This is a genomic window from Streptomyces sp. NPDC032745, from assembly GCF_055579465.1.
Genome location: NZ_JBVING010000001.1, coordinates 658,886 through 675,392, shown reverse-complemented (window position 1 = coordinate 675,392; position 16,507 = coordinate 658,886). Strand labels below are relative to the sequence as shown.

General features: G+C 71.5%; 10 protein-coding genes. 6 read left to right on the top strand and 4 right to left on the bottom strand.

What is annotated here, in order from left to right; genetic code table 11:
* Positions 1 to 103: 103 nt before the first annotated feature.
* Positions 104 to 2,842 (bottom strand): PKD domain-containing protein, encoded by a 2,739-nt coding sequence (locus tag ACZ5WG_RS03000; RefSeq protein ID WP_468720154.1) that lies wholly within the window; start codon positions 2,840 to 2,842, stop codon positions 104 to 106.
* Between the two features lie 526 nt (positions 2,843 to 3,368).
* Here ACZ5WG_RS03000 and ACZ5WG_RS02995 point away from each other — a divergent pair.
* From ACZ5WG_RS02995 to glgB, 4 genes are all read left to right on the top strand, one after another.
* Complete coding sequence (locus tag ACZ5WG_RS02995) at positions 3,369 to 5,363, top strand: alpha-1,4-glucan--maltose-1-phosphate maltosyltransferase (RefSeq protein WP_468720153.1); 1,995 nt, start codon at positions 3,369 to 3,371, stop codon at positions 5,361 to 5,363.
* Positions 5,360 to 7,054, top strand: a complete 1,695-nt coding sequence (gene treS / locus ACZ5WG_RS02990) for a maltose alpha-D-glucosyltransferase (protein WP_468720151.1) — start codon at positions 5,360 to 5,362, stop codon at positions 7,052 to 7,054. The genes ACZ5WG_RS02995 and treS overlap by 4 nt, the downstream gene beginning before the upstream one ends.
* Positions 7,055 to 7,207: 153 nt before the next feature.
* The gene (locus ACZ5WG_RS02985; protein WP_468720149.1) at positions 7,208 to 8,731 is read left to right on the top strand and encodes a maltokinase N-terminal cap-like domain-containing protein; all 1,524 of its coding nucleotides are present in this window, start codon (positions 7,208 to 7,210) and stop codon (positions 8,729 to 8,731) included.
* Positions 8,728 to 11,079, top strand: a complete 2,352-nt coding sequence (gene glgB, locus ACZ5WG_RS02980; protein ID WP_468720147.1) for a 1,4-alpha-glucan branching enzyme — start codon at positions 8,728 to 8,730, stop codon at positions 11,077 to 11,079. The genes ACZ5WG_RS02985 and glgB overlap by 4 nt, the downstream gene beginning before the upstream one ends.
* Here the strand turns inward: glgB and ACZ5WG_RS02975 are convergent.
* A complete protein-coding gene (locus ACZ5WG_RS02975; protein WP_468720145.1) occupies positions 11,069 to 11,416 on the bottom strand; it encodes a thioredoxin family protein in 348 nt (115 codons plus the stop codon). The genes glgB and ACZ5WG_RS02975 overlap by 11 nt on opposite strands.
* Before the next feature lie 17 nt (positions 11,417 to 11,433).
* Positions 11,434 to 11,829, bottom strand: coding sequence for a MerR family transcriptional regulator (locus tag ACZ5WG_RS02970; RefSeq protein WP_468720143.1), 396 nt, complete (start codon positions 11,827 to 11,829; stop codon positions 11,434 to 11,436).
* Positions 11,830 to 12,176: 347 nt separating this feature from the next.
* Between ACZ5WG_RS02970 and ACZ5WG_RS02965 the strand changes: the two genes are divergently transcribed.
* The gene (locus ACZ5WG_RS02965; protein ID WP_468720142.1) at positions 12,177 to 12,869 is read left to right on the top strand and encodes a helix-turn-helix domain-containing protein; all 693 of its coding nucleotides are present in this window, start codon (positions 12,177 to 12,179) and stop codon (positions 12,867 to 12,869) included.
* Positions 12,870 to 13,030: 161 nt separating this feature from the next.
* Here ACZ5WG_RS02965 and ACZ5WG_RS02960 read toward each other — a convergent pair whose 3' ends face one another.
* Entirely contained in the window at positions 13,031 to 14,056 is a 1,026-nt protein-coding gene (locus tag ACZ5WG_RS02960) for an ATP-dependent 6-phosphofructokinase (RefSeq protein WP_468720140.1), read from the bottom strand.
* Positions 14,057 to 14,365: 309 nt separating this feature from the next.
* Between ACZ5WG_RS02960 and pta the strand changes: the two genes are divergently transcribed.
* Positions 14,366 to 16,450, top strand: coding sequence for a phosphate acetyltransferase (gene pta / locus ACZ5WG_RS02955; protein WP_468720139.1), 2,085 nt, complete (start codon positions 14,366 to 14,368; stop codon positions 16,448 to 16,450).
* The last annotated feature ends 57 nt before the right edge of the window (positions 16,451 to 16,507 follow it).

Sequence of the window (16,507 nt, the reverse complement as noted above, 5' to 3'; positions counted from 1 at the left end):
CTCGGGCGCCGAAGGCCGCCGGACGGCACCGGAACGACGCCGCCCCGGGCACCGCGTGCGCTGCACGGGTGGCCGGGGCGGCTGTGGTGGCGGGGCCGTTCGGTCAGGGCTGGGTGAAGTAGCCGAGCAGGTCGGTGATCACGTGGGTGCTGCCGCCGTAGCTGTTGGAGATGCTGACGCGGCCGTCACCCACCGGGGTGGTGACGTGGTTGGGGACGGTGTCACCGGAACGGGTGTTGAGGCTGCTGGCGCCCGGGCGGGCGGTGCCGAACCCGTACACGGTGAGGAAGCCGGGGCTGGTGGACTCGGTCGCGGTGACGTTGAGCGCGGCGCCGATGGCGCCCGCGGGCAGGCCGGTGACGGTGGTGGTGGCGCCGGGGGCGAGCTTGCCGGTGGTGCGGGTGTCGGCGAGGCGGCGCGGCACGGTCGGGGTGAACAGGGCCTTGCCGTCCTTGCCGTACCAGCCGACGGCGTCGAGGACCAGGTGGGTGGAGCCGGTGTTGGTGTAGAGGGTGATGGTGCCGTCCGGGCCGATGGGGACGATGGCCTGGTTCGACTTGTCCTTGCCGGGTTCCAGGTTGAGGTTCGAGGTCGCGGGCCGCTTCGCCGGGTCGGGGTAGGCGATGACGTGGGCGTTCTCGGTGCTCGCGGTGCCGGTCAGGTTGAGCGCGACGGCGGTGGCGTCGGCCGGGATGCCGTTCACCCCGGCGACCTTGACCGTCCGGGTCTGCCCGCCGCCGAGCGCGCCGCCGGTCGTACGGGTGTCGGCGAGGCGGGTCGGGGCGATCGGGCTGAACCGCTGCCCGATGCCGGGCTGGTAGTAGCCGACGAAGTCGACGATGAGGTCGGCGCGGCCGGAATTGATCTCGGCCTGGATCTTGCCGTCAGAGCCGACCGGGACGGTGACCGTGTTGGAGGAGGTACCGCGAGCCCGGACGTTGACGTTCGAGGTCGCCGGGTGCGGCTGCTGGGAGGGCCACACGGTCACGTGGGCGTCCTCGGTGGCGTTCGTGACGGTCACGTTGAGGACGGCCGCAGCCATACCGCCGGAGAGGTGGTGATCCGGAATCGCCGTGCCGACCGGCAGGACCACGGAGGTGCGTCCACCGCTTTGGAAGGAGAAGGGGTAGCCACGGGTGTCCAGCACGCGGAACGGCTCGGTGGGAACGTAGCCGGACGCCGTGTAGTCGACCTTCACGCTCCGGGTGGCCGTGGACCAGGCCCCCTGGGAGTCGCCGACGGTGACCGCCACCTTGTATTCGCCGGGCGCTGCGTAGGTGTGCTGGGTGTCGTACTGCTGCGAGGAGCTGCCGTCGCCGAAGTCGATGTACATGTGCTCCACGGGCCACGGCGCACTCGTGGCTCCGGCGTCGACGCGAATGGTCAGCGGGCGGATGCCGCCGAACGGTTCGTCGGTGTTCGGCAGCACCGGCTCGGTGGTGAAGGCGGCGGTCAGCGGACCGGCCGGGGTCACCTTGGTCGACTGTTCGGTGGAGACCCTCTTCCCGGCGCCGTTGATCGCCGTCACCTTGACCGTGCAGGTGCACGGCCCGGTGTAGACGTGCGTGGCGCCGGCATTGGCGGCGTTGCCCTGGCGGGTGACGACGGGGGCCGTCCCGTCGCCGAAGTCCACCTCGTACGTCATGGCGGTGGACCACTGGCTGTTCGAAACCGCCTGCACGGCCACCGGGGTGCCGGCCGGCGCGTAGGTCCGGTCGATCGTCATCCAGACCTGGCTCAGACCGTCCTGTGTCTCGTGGGCGCCGCGGTCCAGGTATCCGCCGTCCTTGCCGGTGTTGGGGACCTGCGGGTCGTCGGCGGTCGGGTCCCCGGAGAAGTCGCTCGGCAGTACGCCCGGCGCCGTCGGGTCGGCGGAGTCGACGGTGGGCGAGCCTGCCATCTCGCCGACGCCCGCACGGGACGGGGTCAGGATGTCGTGCGCTCCCTGGCCGGTGGCGGCCTGGAAGGCGGCCGGAGTCGGGTAGCCGGTGCCGGACCAGTGGTAGGGGGCCGCCAGCGCGGCATGTCCGGTGATCAGGTTGTAGTCGGCGCGGGTGCCCTCCGTCGCGCTCTGCGACACCGATATGCCCACCCGGGGCTCGGCCGACTGGCACCCGGCGGACGTCGCGTTGGTGTACAGCAGGTTGTTGTACAACCCTGAGCCGGTCGAGCCGCCGCCGACCGAGACGGTCGCCGCGCAGATGCCATCGAGCGTGTTGTTGGTGACGATCGTGCCGGGCGCGTCCACGACCGTGAGCGGCGACCGGAAGGCGTCGACGACGAGGTTCCGGCTGAGGACGGTGCCTCGGGAGCCCCCCTCGACCTTGACGGTCCCCCTCAGCCGGTTCCGGGTGACGCGCACGTCCGTGCTGCCCTCGTCGATGACGAGGGCCTCGGCCCTGCCCCGGGAGACGTCCATCCGGTCCAGCTCGACATCGGCGGAACGGCTGACCTTGACGCCGCCGGTGACCCTCAGCCCGCGTACCACCACGTGACCGGCGCCGCTGACCGTGAACGTCTTGGAAAGCTCCGGGGCGTACTGGGCGGCGGGGTCGCCGGCGAACGTGATCGGCTTGCCCGGCTCGCCGGAGCGGTCGACGGTGACCGCGTCGGCGTACACCCCGCCCTTGATGTGCACGGTCTGGCCCGGACCGACGGTCTTGGCGGCCGCCGAGACCGTGCAGAACGGGGCGGCGGGCGCTCCGGAGCCGGCGTCGGAGCAGTTGGCGTCATTTTTGTCGACGTAGAGCGAGGCCGGCGCATCGGCGGCCGCAGAGGCCGGAACACCGAGAAGAGTGACGAGGCCCGCGGTGAGCAGGACCACCGTACGAGTGGGACGCAACGAGGATGTTCCTTCGAAAAAGTTGATGTGAATTCAGGACACTTCGACGGTCGGAAGCCCACTGGGAATTCACAGAGTCGGCTCCATGATCCCTCTTCCGGAGAGCACTGTCACTACGGATATTCCGCTCTCACCACCCCAAATCCCCGGTCACGGATGGGGCCTGTGGTGGCGGTGGGGCGGGGGTGTCACGACGTACATCCGGTAGTCCTGACCGACTTGACTGAGCCTCGGCGGATGTCGGCCAGGGACTTGGTCTGGGCCGCACCACTACGTACGAGTAGTTAACCAAGCGCACTGATTGGGCGGGGTGAGAGTGGGAAGGGCTCCCCGCGTACACGCACGGCACCCCCGCCCCACCACCTCTCCCGCCACCCGAGTGAACGCGGACAGGAGCGGCCATGCCCGCAGCCCAGCCGTCTTCTGAGCGGCTAGAAACAGAGCGAACAGAGCGTGCACGACCAGCCGGTGCTCCGGCTGGGCTGTTGTCACCGAGCCCCGCGAACTGCCCCCAGGTGATCCCATCATGATCGGTCGCATTCCCGTGCTGGACGTCCGCCCCGCCGTCGACTGCGGGGCCAGACCCGCCAAGGCGGTCGTGGAAGAGGTCTTCGAGATCTCCGCCACCGTGTTCCGCGAGGGCCACGACGCCGTCGCCGCCCATGTCGTACTCCGCGATCCCAGCGGGCGGCTGCGGCCCCCCGTGCCGATGCACGAGCTGGCGCCCGGCACCGACCGGTGGGGGGCGCGGGTCTCCGCCGAGGCCGAGGGGAGGTGGACGTACACCGTCGAGGCGTGGAGCGACCCCGTCGGCACCTGGCAGGCCCACGCCGCCATCAAGATCCCCGCGGGCATCGACCCCGGGCTCACCCTGCTCGAGGGCGCCGAGCTCTACGAGCGGGCCGGCTCCAGGATCCCCAAGAAGGACGGGCGCGGGCACGTGCTGGCCGCCGCCGAAGCGATGCGCGACGAGGACCGCCCGGTGTCGCTGCGGTACTCCGCCGCCCTCGCAGCCCCGGTGCAGGCCGCGCTCGCCCGGCGCCCGTACCGGGAGCTGGTCACCGCGTCCAAGGCCCTGCCGCTGGTCGTGGAGCGCAAGCGGGCCCTCTTCGGCTCCTGGTACGAGATGTTCCCGCGCTCCGAGGGAGCCGTCGTCGAGCCCGGCGAGCAGCCCGTGAGCGGAACGCTGCGCACCGCCGCCGAACGGCTGCCGGCCATCGCCGCGATGGGCTTCGACGTGGTGTACCTGCCACCGATCCACCCCATTGGGAGTACGTACCGCAAGGGCCCGAACAACACTCTTTCGGCTGGAAGTTGGGACCCCGGGGTGCCGTGGGCCATCGGCTCCACCGAGGGCGGCCACGACGCGGTCCACCCCGACCTCGGCACGATCGAGGACTTCGACGCCTTCGTCGCCCGTGCCCGCGAGCTGCGCATGGAGATCGCGCTCGACTTCGCACTCCAGTGCTCCCCGGACCACCCCTGGGTGGAGAAGCACCCCGAGTGGTTCCGCCACCGGGCCGACGGGACGATCGCGTACGCCGAGAACCCGCCGAAGAAGTACCAGGACATCTACCCGATCCACTTCGACACCGACATGGCCGGGCTCGTCGAGGAGACGGTCCGGATCCTGCGGTACTGGATGGACCACGGCGTCCGCATCTTCCGGGTGGACAATCCGCACACGAAGCCGGTCGTCTTCTGGCAGAAGGTGATCGCGGACATCAACAAGTCCGACCCCGACGTGATCTTCCTGGCGGAGGCCTTCACCCGGCCCGCCATGATGCGCACGCTCGCCGCGATCGGCTTCCAGCAGTCGTACACGTACTTCACCTGGCGCAACACCAAGGCCGAGCTGACCGAGTACCTGACCGAGCTGGCGGACACCCGCTCCGCCGCCGTCATGCGGCCGAATTTCTTCGTCAACACGCCCGACATCCTCCACGAGTACCTCCAGCAGGGCGGCCGTCCGGCCTTCGAGGTGCGCGCCGTCCTGGCCGCCACCCTCTCCCCCACCTGGGGCGTCTACGCCGGCTACGAGCTGTGCGAGAACGCTCCGGTCCGGGAGGGCAGCGAGGAGTACCTGAACTCCGAGAAGTACGAGTTCCGGCCGCGCGACTGGGCGGCAGCGGACCGCGAGCGCCGCACCATCGCCCCGCTGATCACCGCCCTGAACCGGATGCGCCGCCGCAACCCGGCGCTGCAGCAACTGCGCGACATCCATTTCCACACGACCGACAACGACCAGGTGATCGCCTATTCGAAGCATGCGGGCGCCAATTCCGTACTGGTGGTCGTCAACCTCGATCCGCACCACACCCAGGAGGCGACGGTCTCGTTGGACATGCCGGTACTCGGCCTCGACTGGCACGGGTCCCTCGCGGTGCGCGACGAGCTCACCGGCGAGACCTACCACTGGGGCAGGGCCAACTACGTGCGCCTGGAACCGGGCCGCACGCCCGCGCACGTACTGGCGGCCCTGCGACCGTCCCCGCCCACCGGAGGGTCACCCACCACATGATGATCAACGATCCCGTCCACGACACGTTCGAGGACACCCCCGCGAAGGACCGCGACCCCGACTGGTTCAAGCGGGCGGTCTTCTACGAGGTGCTCGTACGGTCCTTCCACGACAGCAACGGAGACGGCGTAGGGGACCTGAAGGGACTCACCGCCAAGCTCGACTACCTCCAGTGGCTGGGCGTCGACTGCCTCTGGCTGCCGCCGTTCTTCGCCTCGCCGCTCCGCGACGGGGGCTACGACGTGGCCGACTACACCTCGGTGCTCCCGGAGTTCGGCGACCTCGCCGACTTCGTGGAGTTCGTGGACGCCGCGCACCAGCGCGGCATGCGGGTGATCATCGACTTCGTCATGAACCACACGAGCGACCAGCACGAGTGGTTCCAGCAGTCCCGCAAGGACCCGGACGGACCGTACGGCGACTACTACATGTGGGCCGACAACGACAAGCAGTACCAGGACGCACGCATCATCTTCATCGACACCGAGACCTCGAACTGGACGTACGACCCGGTCCGCAAGCAGTACTACTGGCACCGGTTCTTCTCGCACCAGCCCGACCTCAACTACGAGAACCCGGCCGTGGTGGAGGAGATCGTCTCCGCCCTCCGGTTCTGGCTGGACCTCGGGATCGACGGGTTCAGACTCGACGCGGTGCCCTACCTGTACGCGGAGGAGGGCACCAACTGCGAGAACCTGCCGCGCACCCACCAGCTCCTCAAGCGGGTCCGCGCCGAGATCGACGCGCACTACCCCGACACCGTGCTGCTGGCCGAGGCCAACCAGTGGCCCGAGGACGTCGTCGACTACTTCGGCGACTTCGCAAAGGGCGGGGACGAGTGCCACATGGCCTTCCACTTCCCCGTCATGCCGCGCATCTTCATGGCCGTACGAAGAGAGTCGCGCTACCCGGTCTCCGAAATCCTGGCCAAGACCCCGGCGATCCCGGACCGCTGCCAGTGGGGCATCTTCCTGCGCAACCACGACGAGCTCACCCTCGAGATGGTCACGGACGAAGAGCGCGACTACATGTACGCCGAGTACGCGAAGGACCCGCGGATGCGGGCCAACATCGGCATCCGGCGCCGGCTCGCCCCGCTCCTCGACAACGACCGCAACCAGATGGAGCTGTTCACCGCCCTGCTGCTGTCGCTGCCCGGTTCGCCGGTGCTCTACTACGGCGACGAGATCGGCATGGGCGACAACATCTGGCTCGGCGACCGCGACGGCGTCCGCACGCCGATGCAGTGGACCCCGGACCGCAACGCCGGTTTCTCCTCCTGCGATCCGGGCAGGCTGAACCTGCCGGTCATCATGGACCCGGTCCACGGGTACCAGGTCACCAATGTCGAGGCCGCGATGGCATCGCCCTCCTCACTGCTGCACTGGACCCGCAGGCTGATCGAGGTCCGCAAGGCGAACCCTGCCTTCGGCCTCGGCTCGTACACCGAACTGCCCTCGTCCAACCCGGCGGTGCTCGCCTTCCTGCGCGAGTACGGGGACGACCTGGTGCTGTGCGTGCACAACTTCTCCCGCTTCGCGCAGCCCACCGAGCTGGATCTGCGGTCGTTCAACGGGCGGGTCCCGGTGGAGCTCACGGGTGACGTGCGCTTCCCGCCGATCGGCGAGTGGCCGTACCTGCTCACGCTCGCGGGGCACGGCTTCTACTGGTTCCGCCTGCGCAACGAGTAGCCGCCGAGTACGGGGTGGGCGGCGCGAATGGGTCAATCGCCCGCCCCTGTACGGATCATCCTGACCCGACACTCGTACACCACCGGAGAAGCACTGACGCGATCCGGGACACTCTCCGCATTCTGTGACGGCCCGGGGAAAGGACGCGACGCCATGTCGGAGGCTGCATCCGCCGGGACGACGAGCACGACCGGACTCAGTCCGCTGGAGCCGATGCTGCGGGACTGGCTGCCGGTCCAGCGCTGGTTCGCCGGCAAGGGCCGGCGCATCGGCCGGCTCCGGATGATCTCGGCGGCAGATCTGCTGCCGCCGGGGTCCTCCCCCAGGCTGGTCCACCTGCTCCTCGACGTCGACGGCGACTGCTACCAACTGCTGCTCGGCGTCCGCGCCGCGCTGCCGCCGGCCCTGGCGCCCGCCCTGATCGGGCGCGCCGAGCAGGGCCCGTACGCCGGCCAGTACGTGTACGAGGGGCTGGGCGACCCGCGGCTGGCAGCCCTGCTGCTGGAACGATTGCGCGCGCCCGGCACCCTCGGCCCGCTGCGGTTCGACCGCGACCCGATGGCGCTGATCCCGGCGGCGCTCACCCCCCGGCCGCTGTCCGGGGAACAGACCAACTCCTCGTTGATCTACGGGGATTCACACATCCTGAAGGTGTTCCGCCGGGTCGGCCCCGGGGTCAATCCGGACCTGGAGCTGCCCAGGGCGCTGGCCGCCGCCGGATGCGCCCGCGTCCCCGCGCCGGTCGCCTGGTACGAGGCCGAGCTGCCCGGCGCGGAGCCGCTGACGCTGGGCGTGCTCCAGCCCTATCTGCGGGGCTCCGACGACGGCTGGCAGCTCGCGCTGCGCCGGCTCGGCGCCGGGGCCGACTTCACCGCCGAGGCGCATGCGCTGGGCCGGGCCACCGCCGAGGTGCACAGTGCGCTCGCCGCCGCGCTTCCCACGGTCGCGCTGGGCCCGGAGCAGACCGCCCGGCTCGCCTCCGGGATGACGGCCCGGCTGGCGGCCACCGCCCGCGAGGTGCCCGCGCTGCGGCCCTACGAGCCGGGGCTGCGCGGGGCGTTCGACGCGCTGGCCGCCTCCCGCGGGGCCGGGGTCCCCGCACAGCGGATCCACGGGGACCTGCACCTGGGCCAGACACTGCGGACCGCCGACGGCAGCTGGGCGCTGATCGACTTCGAGGGCGAGCCGGCCCGGCCGCTGGCCGACCGCCGCCGCCCCGAACCCGCCGTCCGCGACATCGCCGGGATACTGCGCTCGTTCGACTACGCGGCCCGCTCCCACCGCCCGTTCGCCCCCGCCTGGGCGGACGCCTGCCGGGCCGCCTTCTGCGAGGGCTACGCCCGCACCACCGGCCGCGATCCGCGCGAGGATCCCGTACTGCTGCGCGCGTACGAGACCGACAAGGCGGTGTACGAGGCGCGTTACGAGTCCCGGCACCGCCCCGACTGGCTGCACGTCCCCATGGCGGCCATCCGGCGGCTCGCCTCCGGCGCGGACCGCGGGTTCGGCCGGGCACTGCCGGGCCCCGGGTCCGCAGCCCGCCCCGGGCAGTCCCACCGGCCCGGCCCCGGCGCCGCCGCGGGACCCGGCCCGGGCTCCGGGCCCGGCACCGGCGAAGGCTTCTCCTCCCTCTCCCCCCACCCCCGCCCGCAGCCGCCTAGGAGGCCGCACACGTGAGCCCCGCCCGTCAGTCACCGTCCACCGCCCAGCCGTCCGCGGCCCCGGCCACGGCCCCGGCTCCGGCCACGGCCCCGGCCACGGCTCCGGCCGCCGCTCCGGGCCGCGGAGCTCCGGCCGCGGCGGCGCCCCGCAGAGCCCAGGCACCGCGCGCCCGGCGGGCGCCCGCTCACGGGGTACGGCCTGCGCCCGCGCTCGGGGCCGAGGAACGGGCCCGGCTGCTGGAGGGCCGCCACCACGACCCCCACGGGGTGCTGGGCGCCCGGACCCGGCGGGACGGGGTGGTCTTCCGCGTGCTGCGCCCGTACGCCAAGGCGGTCACGGTCGTCGCCAAGGGGCTGCGGGCCGAACTCCTCGACGACGGCGACGGGCTGTTCTCGGGGCTGCTGCCGCTGACCGGCGTACCGGACTACCGGCTGCTGGTCACGTACGACGGCGACGAGCTCGAGGCGCACGACCCGTACCGGTTCCTGCCCGCGCTCGGCGAGCTGGACCTGCACCTGATCGGCGAGGGCCGCCACGAGGAGCTGTGGACGGCGCTCGGGGCCCGCCCGATGGAGCACCAGGGCGTGGCCGGCACCCGGTTCACGGTGTGGGCTCCGAACGCCCAGGGGGTGCGGGTCACCGGGGACTTCTCGTACTGGGACTCGGTCGCGTACCCGATGCGCTCGCTGGGCGCCTCCGGGGTGTGGGAGCTGTTCCTGCCGGGGGTGGGCGAGGGCACGCTCTACAAGTACGACATCACCCGCCCGGACGGCAGCCACACCCTGCGCGCCGACCCGATGGCCCGGCACACGGAGGTCCCGCCGGCCACCGCCTCGGTGGTCACCGCCTCGCGGTACGAGTGGCAGGACGCGGAGTGGATGGCGCAGCGCGGGGCCGTCCCGGCGCACCGGGCCCCCTTCTCGGTGTACGAGCTGCACCTGGCCTCGTGGCGGCCGGGGCTCTCGTACCGGCAGCTGGCCGAACAGCTCCCGCCGTACGTCAAGGAGCTGGGCTTCACGCACGTGGAGCTGATGCCGGTCGCCGAGCACCCCTTCGGCGGCTCGTGGGGCTACCAGGTCACCGGGTACTACGCGCCGACCTCGCGGATGGGCAGTCCGGACGAGTTCCGGATGCTGGTGGACGCGCTGCACCGGGCCGGGATCGGGGTGATCGTCGACTGGGTGCCCGCGCACTTCCCGCGCGACGAGTGGGCGCTCGCTGAGTTCGACGGGCGGCCGCTGTACGAGCACCACGACCCGCGGCGGGCCGCCCACCCGGACTGGGGGACGCTGGAGTTCGACTACGGCCGCAAGGAGGTCCGCAACTTCCTCGTCGCCAACGCCGTGTACTGGTGCCAGGAGTTCCACGTGGACGGGCTGCGGGTGGACGCGGTGGCCTCGATGCTCTACCTGGACTACTCGCGCGGCGAGGGCCAGTGGGCGCCGAACGAGCACGGCGGGCGGGAGAACTGGGACGCGGTGGCGCTGCTCCAGGAGATGAACGCGACGGTGTACCGCCGCTGTCCGGGCGTGGTGACGATCGCGGAGGAGTCCACGGCCTGGGAGGGCGTGACCCGGCCGACGGACGGGGGCGGGCTCGGCTTCGGGCTGAAGTGGAACATGGGCTGGATGCACGACACCCTGAGGTACGCGTCGAAGGATCCGGTGCACCGCAAGTACCACCACCACGACATGACGTTCGGGATGATCTACGCGTACAGCGAGAACTACGTGCTGCCGATCTCGCACGACGAAGTGGTGCACGGCAAGGGCTCACTGGTGTCGAAGATGCCCGGGGACTGGTGGCAGCAGCGGGCCATACACCGCGCGTACCTGGGCTTCATGTGGGCCCACCCGGGCAAGCAACTGCTGTTCATGGGGCAGGAGTTCGCCCAGGGCTCGGAGTGGTCGGAGCGGCACGGGCCGGACTGGTGGCTGCTGGACTCCTCGTACGCGGCGGCCGCCGACCACCGGGGGGTGCGCGACCTCGTGCGCGACCTGAACCTCACGTACGCGGCGGCGCCCGCGCTGTGGGAGCGGGACACGGTGCCGGAGGGCTTCGCGTGGGTGGAGGCGGACGCGGCGGAGGACAACGTCTTCGCGTTCCTGCGGTACGCGCAGGACGGCTCGCAGCTGCTGTGCGTGTCGAACTTCTCGCCGGTGGTGCGGCACGGCTACCGGATCGGCGTCCCGCAGGAGGTGCCGTGGTGGCGGGAGGTCCTGAACACGGACTCGGAGCAGTACGGAGGCAGCGGCGTACGCCATCTGCAGCCGCTGCGGCCCGAGCCCGTGCCCGCGCAGGGCCGTCCGGCCAGCCTGCGCATGACCCTCCCGCCCCTGGCGACGGTCTGGCTCAGGCCGTGACGCCGGTGACCTCCTCGAGCTCCTGAAGCAGCTTGCGCTTGGCGCGGGCGCCGACCATCTGCTTGACGGGCTCGCCGTCGCGGAAGACGAGCAGGGTCGGCATGGACAGCACCCCGTACCGGACGACGGTGGCGGGGTTGCCGTCCGCGTCGATCTGCACGACCTTGAGGCGGTCGGCCTCCTCGGCGGCGACGGCGGACAGCACGGGCGCGAGCTGCCGGCAGGGCCCGCACCAGTCCGCGGTGAACTCCACGAGGACGGGCCGGCCCCGCTCGGCGAGCACCTCCGCCTCGAAGTCCAGGTCGGTCACTTCGGCGACACCCTTGGCGTGGATCATCTCTTCCCTTCCCCTTCTCACGGTCCGGTCATTTCGCAGCGCGGCGACGCCGCCGCACCGGCGGCCTCCTCGGCGGCGGCGAGCTGCCGCGCGACCTGCTCCCGTACGTCGGCCAGCTGGCCGATCAGTCCGTCGAGTTCGGCGAGCTTGCGCCGGTACACGGCCAAGGACGCGGGACAGGAGTCCCCGGCGGGATGGCCGGCGCGCAGGCAGTCGACGAACGGGCGGGTCTCCTCCAGCTCGAAGCCGAAGTCCTGGAGCATGCGGATCTGGCGCAGCAGCCGCAGGTCGTCCTCGTCGTAGGTGCGGTAGCCGTTGCCGGTGCGGCGCGCGGGCAGCAGTCCGCGCGACTCGTAGTACCGCAGGGTCCGCGTGGTGGTCCCCGCCTGCTCCGCCAGTTCGCCGATGCGCATGCCCCGACGGTAATCCTTGACGCCGACGTCAGGGCAAGGAGAGGCGAGGAGGGACGGAGCGAGGGGACGGGGCCCTCGCCACCCCCGTAGGCGAGGGCCCCCGACATGGATCACGCACGGGGCGGGAGGGCGGTTCAGGAGGGGGTGCGGGAGATCGGTGGAGATCGTGCGCAGGGGTATCGCAACGGCTGGCCGGAACCGTACGCTTGGCAATGGATCTAGAAATGATCCGGTTACCGGACGGTCGCAGGGAAACCCGGCCAAAGCGTCGAACGCCATAGGACTTTCCTACGAGTTCTGGGCTTGTTTGAACGGTCTGTAGTCGCCACCCCTTGGGCACTCCTACGGTGTGCCCTGTGCACTCCAGCCCTCCCTTCAATGCCCCCGCCGCGCGTCGCCTCCGCGCAGCCCTGGGCATGGCTCCCGGTCATGTCGCCTATGGCCTGCGCGCCCAGTACGGACTGATCGTCGAGCCCGAGACGGTGATGGCCTGGGAGCGTGGCGAGATATCGCCCAGCTCGGCAGAGCTCACGGCGCTCGCGGGCGTGCTCTGGTGCGCCCCCGGCGAGCTGCTCGCCGAGCCCGTGACCTTGCGGGAGCACCGGATGGCCCGCGGCATGGCGGCGGACGAGCTGGCCCGGCGGATCGGGCTGGAGACGGGCACGTACCAGAAGATGGAGGACACCGGACGCTGGAAGGGCAACGAACGGCAGTCCGTGGCCCTGGCGCAGGTGCTCGGGCTGTCGCTGGCCCAGTTCGTGGCGGCGACCGGCAAGCAGGACGAGCTCGCCGAGCTGCTGCGCAATGCGGTGACCACGCGCTGGCAGGCGTACGTGAAGCCGCTGGCCAAGCTGCTCCCGGTGCCCAAGCAGCACCTGGAGCCGGTGCTGGAGCAGCTGCACGCGGACTACCAGTCGAAGATGGTGGCCACCTTGAGCTGGGGCGGCGCCTCGGGCACGGCCGGCGCGGGGGACGCGGGCCGGGAGTTCCTGGCCGACATCGTGGCCCACTTCTGGGCCTACGCGGGCGGCGCCCGCTAGGAAGACGGGCCCCAGGGCGCCCCGTGCCCGCAGGAGCGGCCCCCGGTCGCGTCCGGCCGTGGACGCGACCGGGGGCCGTTCGGCTGCGGAAGCCGGGCCGTCAGTCCCGGCCGGGTGGGCAGGAGGTCCCGCCCCGGGCGGGGCGGGGGGCCGGGGGCGGATCAGAAGACGGACTCGGCCTCGTACATGCGGCCCTCCGGGACCGTCTTCAGTTCGGTGACCGCTTGGGCCAGCGGGGCCATCACGATGTCGGTGCCGCGCAGGGCGGTCATGTTGCCGAAGTCGCCGCGGTGGACGGCCTCCACCGCATGCCAGCCGAAGCGGGTGGCCAGGACCCGGTCGTAGGCGGTGGGGACGCCGCCGCGCTGGACGTGGCCGAGGATGACCGGGCGGGCCTCCTTGCCGAGGCGGTGCTCCAGCTCGGTGGCGAGGCGGTTGCCGATTCCGGCGAAGCGCTCGTGGCCGTAGGCGTCGATCGCGCCCCGCTCGTACGGCATCGAGCCCTCGGCGGGGTGTGCGCCCTCGGCGACGCAGATGACGGCGAACTTCTTACCGCGGGAGAATCGTTCCTCCACCATCTTCACCAGGTCGTCGATCTCGAAGGGGCGCTCCGGCAGGCAGATCCCGTGGGCGCCGCCGGCCATGCCGGACTCGAGGGCGATCCAGCCCGCGTGCCGGCCCATGACCTCGACGACCATCACGCGCTGGTGCGATTCGGCGGTGGTCTTGAGGCGGTCGATGGCCTCGGTGGCGACCATGACGGCGGTGTCGAAACCGAAGGTGCGGTCGGTGGAGGAGATGTCGTTGTCGATGGTCTTCGGTACGCCGACGACCGGCATCCCGGCGTCCGAGAGCATCCGGGCGGCGGTCAGGGTGCCCTCGCCCCCGATCGGGATGAGGGCGTCGATGCCGTAGCGCGTCGCCAATTCCTGCGCGTTCTCGGCGGCTTCGTGCAGCCGTGCGCGCTCCATGCGGGCCGAACCGAGGATCGTGCCGCCGCGGGCGAGGATGCCGCTGACGGCGTTGATGTCGAGGGGCCGGTGGTGGCCGTCCAGGAGGCCCTTGAAGCCGTCCTCGAAGCCGATGACTTCGTCGCCGTGGCCGACCACGGCGCGGTGCACGACCGAACGGATGACAGCGTTCAGGCCCGGGCAGTCGCCGCCTGCGGTGAGAACTCCGATACGCATCGTGCTGTGTCTCCTGCTCCTGGTCGTACCGGGCCGTACGCGTGCGGGCGGACAGCCGTACATCTGAGGGGCGTATTGATGAAGCCCTGTCCGATTGTTCCACGGGCCGGGGATGCGGCGCGTCCTGTGGTGCTCCGCCCACCAGGCCTTTCGGCCCTTCCGGACAGGCCTTTTCCTGGCGGGCGCCCTATCTGTCCGCCAAGGTATTGTCAAGAGGTCAAGCCCACCCTATCGGGGAAAATCGACTCGGATCCGCCCGCCGGCCCGGCGGGCGGCGCCCACATCCAGACCATGGGACGGAGAGCACGCGTGACGCGCAGCGTGTACGTGACCGGTATCGAGCGGGGGGACGGCCGGCAGGTCGTCGAGCTGGGGATCATGGAGCTGCTGACCCGGCAGACGGCGCGGGTCGGCGTCTACCGTCCGCTGCTGCACGACGGACCGGACCGGCTCTTCGACCTCCTGAAGGCCCGCTACCGGATCGACCAGGACGCCGCGACGGCCTACGGCATGGAGTACCGCGAGGCCTCCGCCATCCTGGCCGAGAAGGGCACCGACGAGCTCGTCTCCCGCCTGGTGGACCGTTACCACCGGGTGGCCCGCGACTACGAGGTCATGCTCGTCCTCGGCACCGACTACGCCGATACGAACCTCCCCGACGAGCTCGCGCTGAACGCCCGCCTCGCCAACGAGCTGGGGGCCGTGGTGGTGCCCGTCGTCGGCGGCACCAAGCACCCCGCCGAGGCCGTGCGCGCCGAGGCCCAGAGCGCCTTCCGCGCGTACGAGAGCCTGGGCTGCCACGTCGTCGCGATGGTAGTCAACCGGGTGGCCGCCGAGGACCGGGACGCCATAGCCGAGCGGCTGGCCGCCCGCCTGCCCGTCCCCTGCTACGTGCTGCCGGACGACAAGTCGCTCTCCGCCCCGACCGTCGCCCAGATCACCCGGGCGCTCGGCGGCGAGGTGCTCCTCGGCGACGACGCCGGGCTGGCCCGCGACGCCGTCGACTTCGTCTTCGGCGGCGCCATGCTGCCGAACTTCCTGAACGCCCTGACCCCCGGCTGCCTGGTCGTCACCCCCGGGGACCGGGCCGACCTGGTCATCGGGGCGCTGGCCGCGCACGCCTCGGGCACTCCGCCGATCGCCGGTGTGCTGCTGACCCTGAACGAGCGTCCGGGCCCCGACATCCTGACGCTGGCCTCGAAGCTGGCGCCGGGCACCCCGGTGGTCTCGGTGGCCGGCAACAGCTTCCCGACGGCCGCCGAACTGTTCTCGCTGCAGAGCCGGTTGAACTCCGCGACCCCGCGCAAGCTGGAGACCGCGCTCGGTCTGTTCGAGCGGCACGTGGACACCGCCGAGCTGCGCGGACTGCTGTCGGTGGCCCGCTCCGAGCGCGTCACGCCGATGATGTTCGAGCACGAGCTGCTGGAGCGGGCCCGCTCCGAGCGCCGCCGCGTGGTGCTGCCCGAGGGCGCCGAGGAGCGCGTGCTGCGTGCCGCGGACGTGGTGCTGCGCCGCGGGGTCTGCGACCTGACCCTGCTGGGCGAGGAGCAGGCGATCCTGAAGAAGGCCGGCGACCTGGGCGTCGACATCTCCGGCGCGCAGCTGATCGACCCGGCGGCCTCCCCGCTGCGGGAACGTTTCGCCGAGTACTACGCCCAGGCCCGCGCCCACAAGGGCATGACCGTGGAGCTGGCCCTCGACGTGGTCACCGACGTCAACTACTTCGGCACGCTGATGGTCCAGGAGGGACTCGCCGACGGCATGGTCTCGGGCTCGGTGCACTCCACCGCCGCGACCATCCGGCCCGCCTTCGAGATCATCAAGACGAAGCCCGACGCGTCCATCGTGTCGTCGGTCTTCTTCATGTGTCTCGCCGACCGGGTCCTCGTCTACGGCGACTGCGCGGTCAACCCGGACCCGGGCGCCGAGCAGCTCGCCGACATCGCCATCCAGTCGGCGGCGACCGCGGCCGCCTTCGGCGTCGAGCCGCGGATCGCGATGCTCTCGTACTCGACCGGCACCTCGGGCTCCGGCGCGGACGTGGACAAGGTCCGCAAGGCCACCGAGATCGTCCGCGAGCAGCGCCCCGACCTGGCCGTCGAGGGCCCGATCCAGTACGACGCCGCCGTCGAGCCCTCGGTCGCCGCGACGAAGCTGCCCGGGTCCGACGTGGCCGGCCGGGCGAGCGTACTGATCTTCCCCGACCTCAACACGGGCAACAACACGTACAAGGCCGTACAGCGCTCGGCGGGCGCCGTCGCGGTCGGCCCGGTGCTCCAGGGGCTGCGCAAGCCGGTCAACGACCTCTCGCGCGGCGCGCTGGTGCAGGACATCGTCACCACCGTGGCGATCACCGCGATCCAGGCGCAGGGGACGCAGGCCCCCACCGCCTGACCCCCGCACAGCCCGCCCGGCCCCCACCACCGAGCCCTCACCCCGAAGGAAAGACCC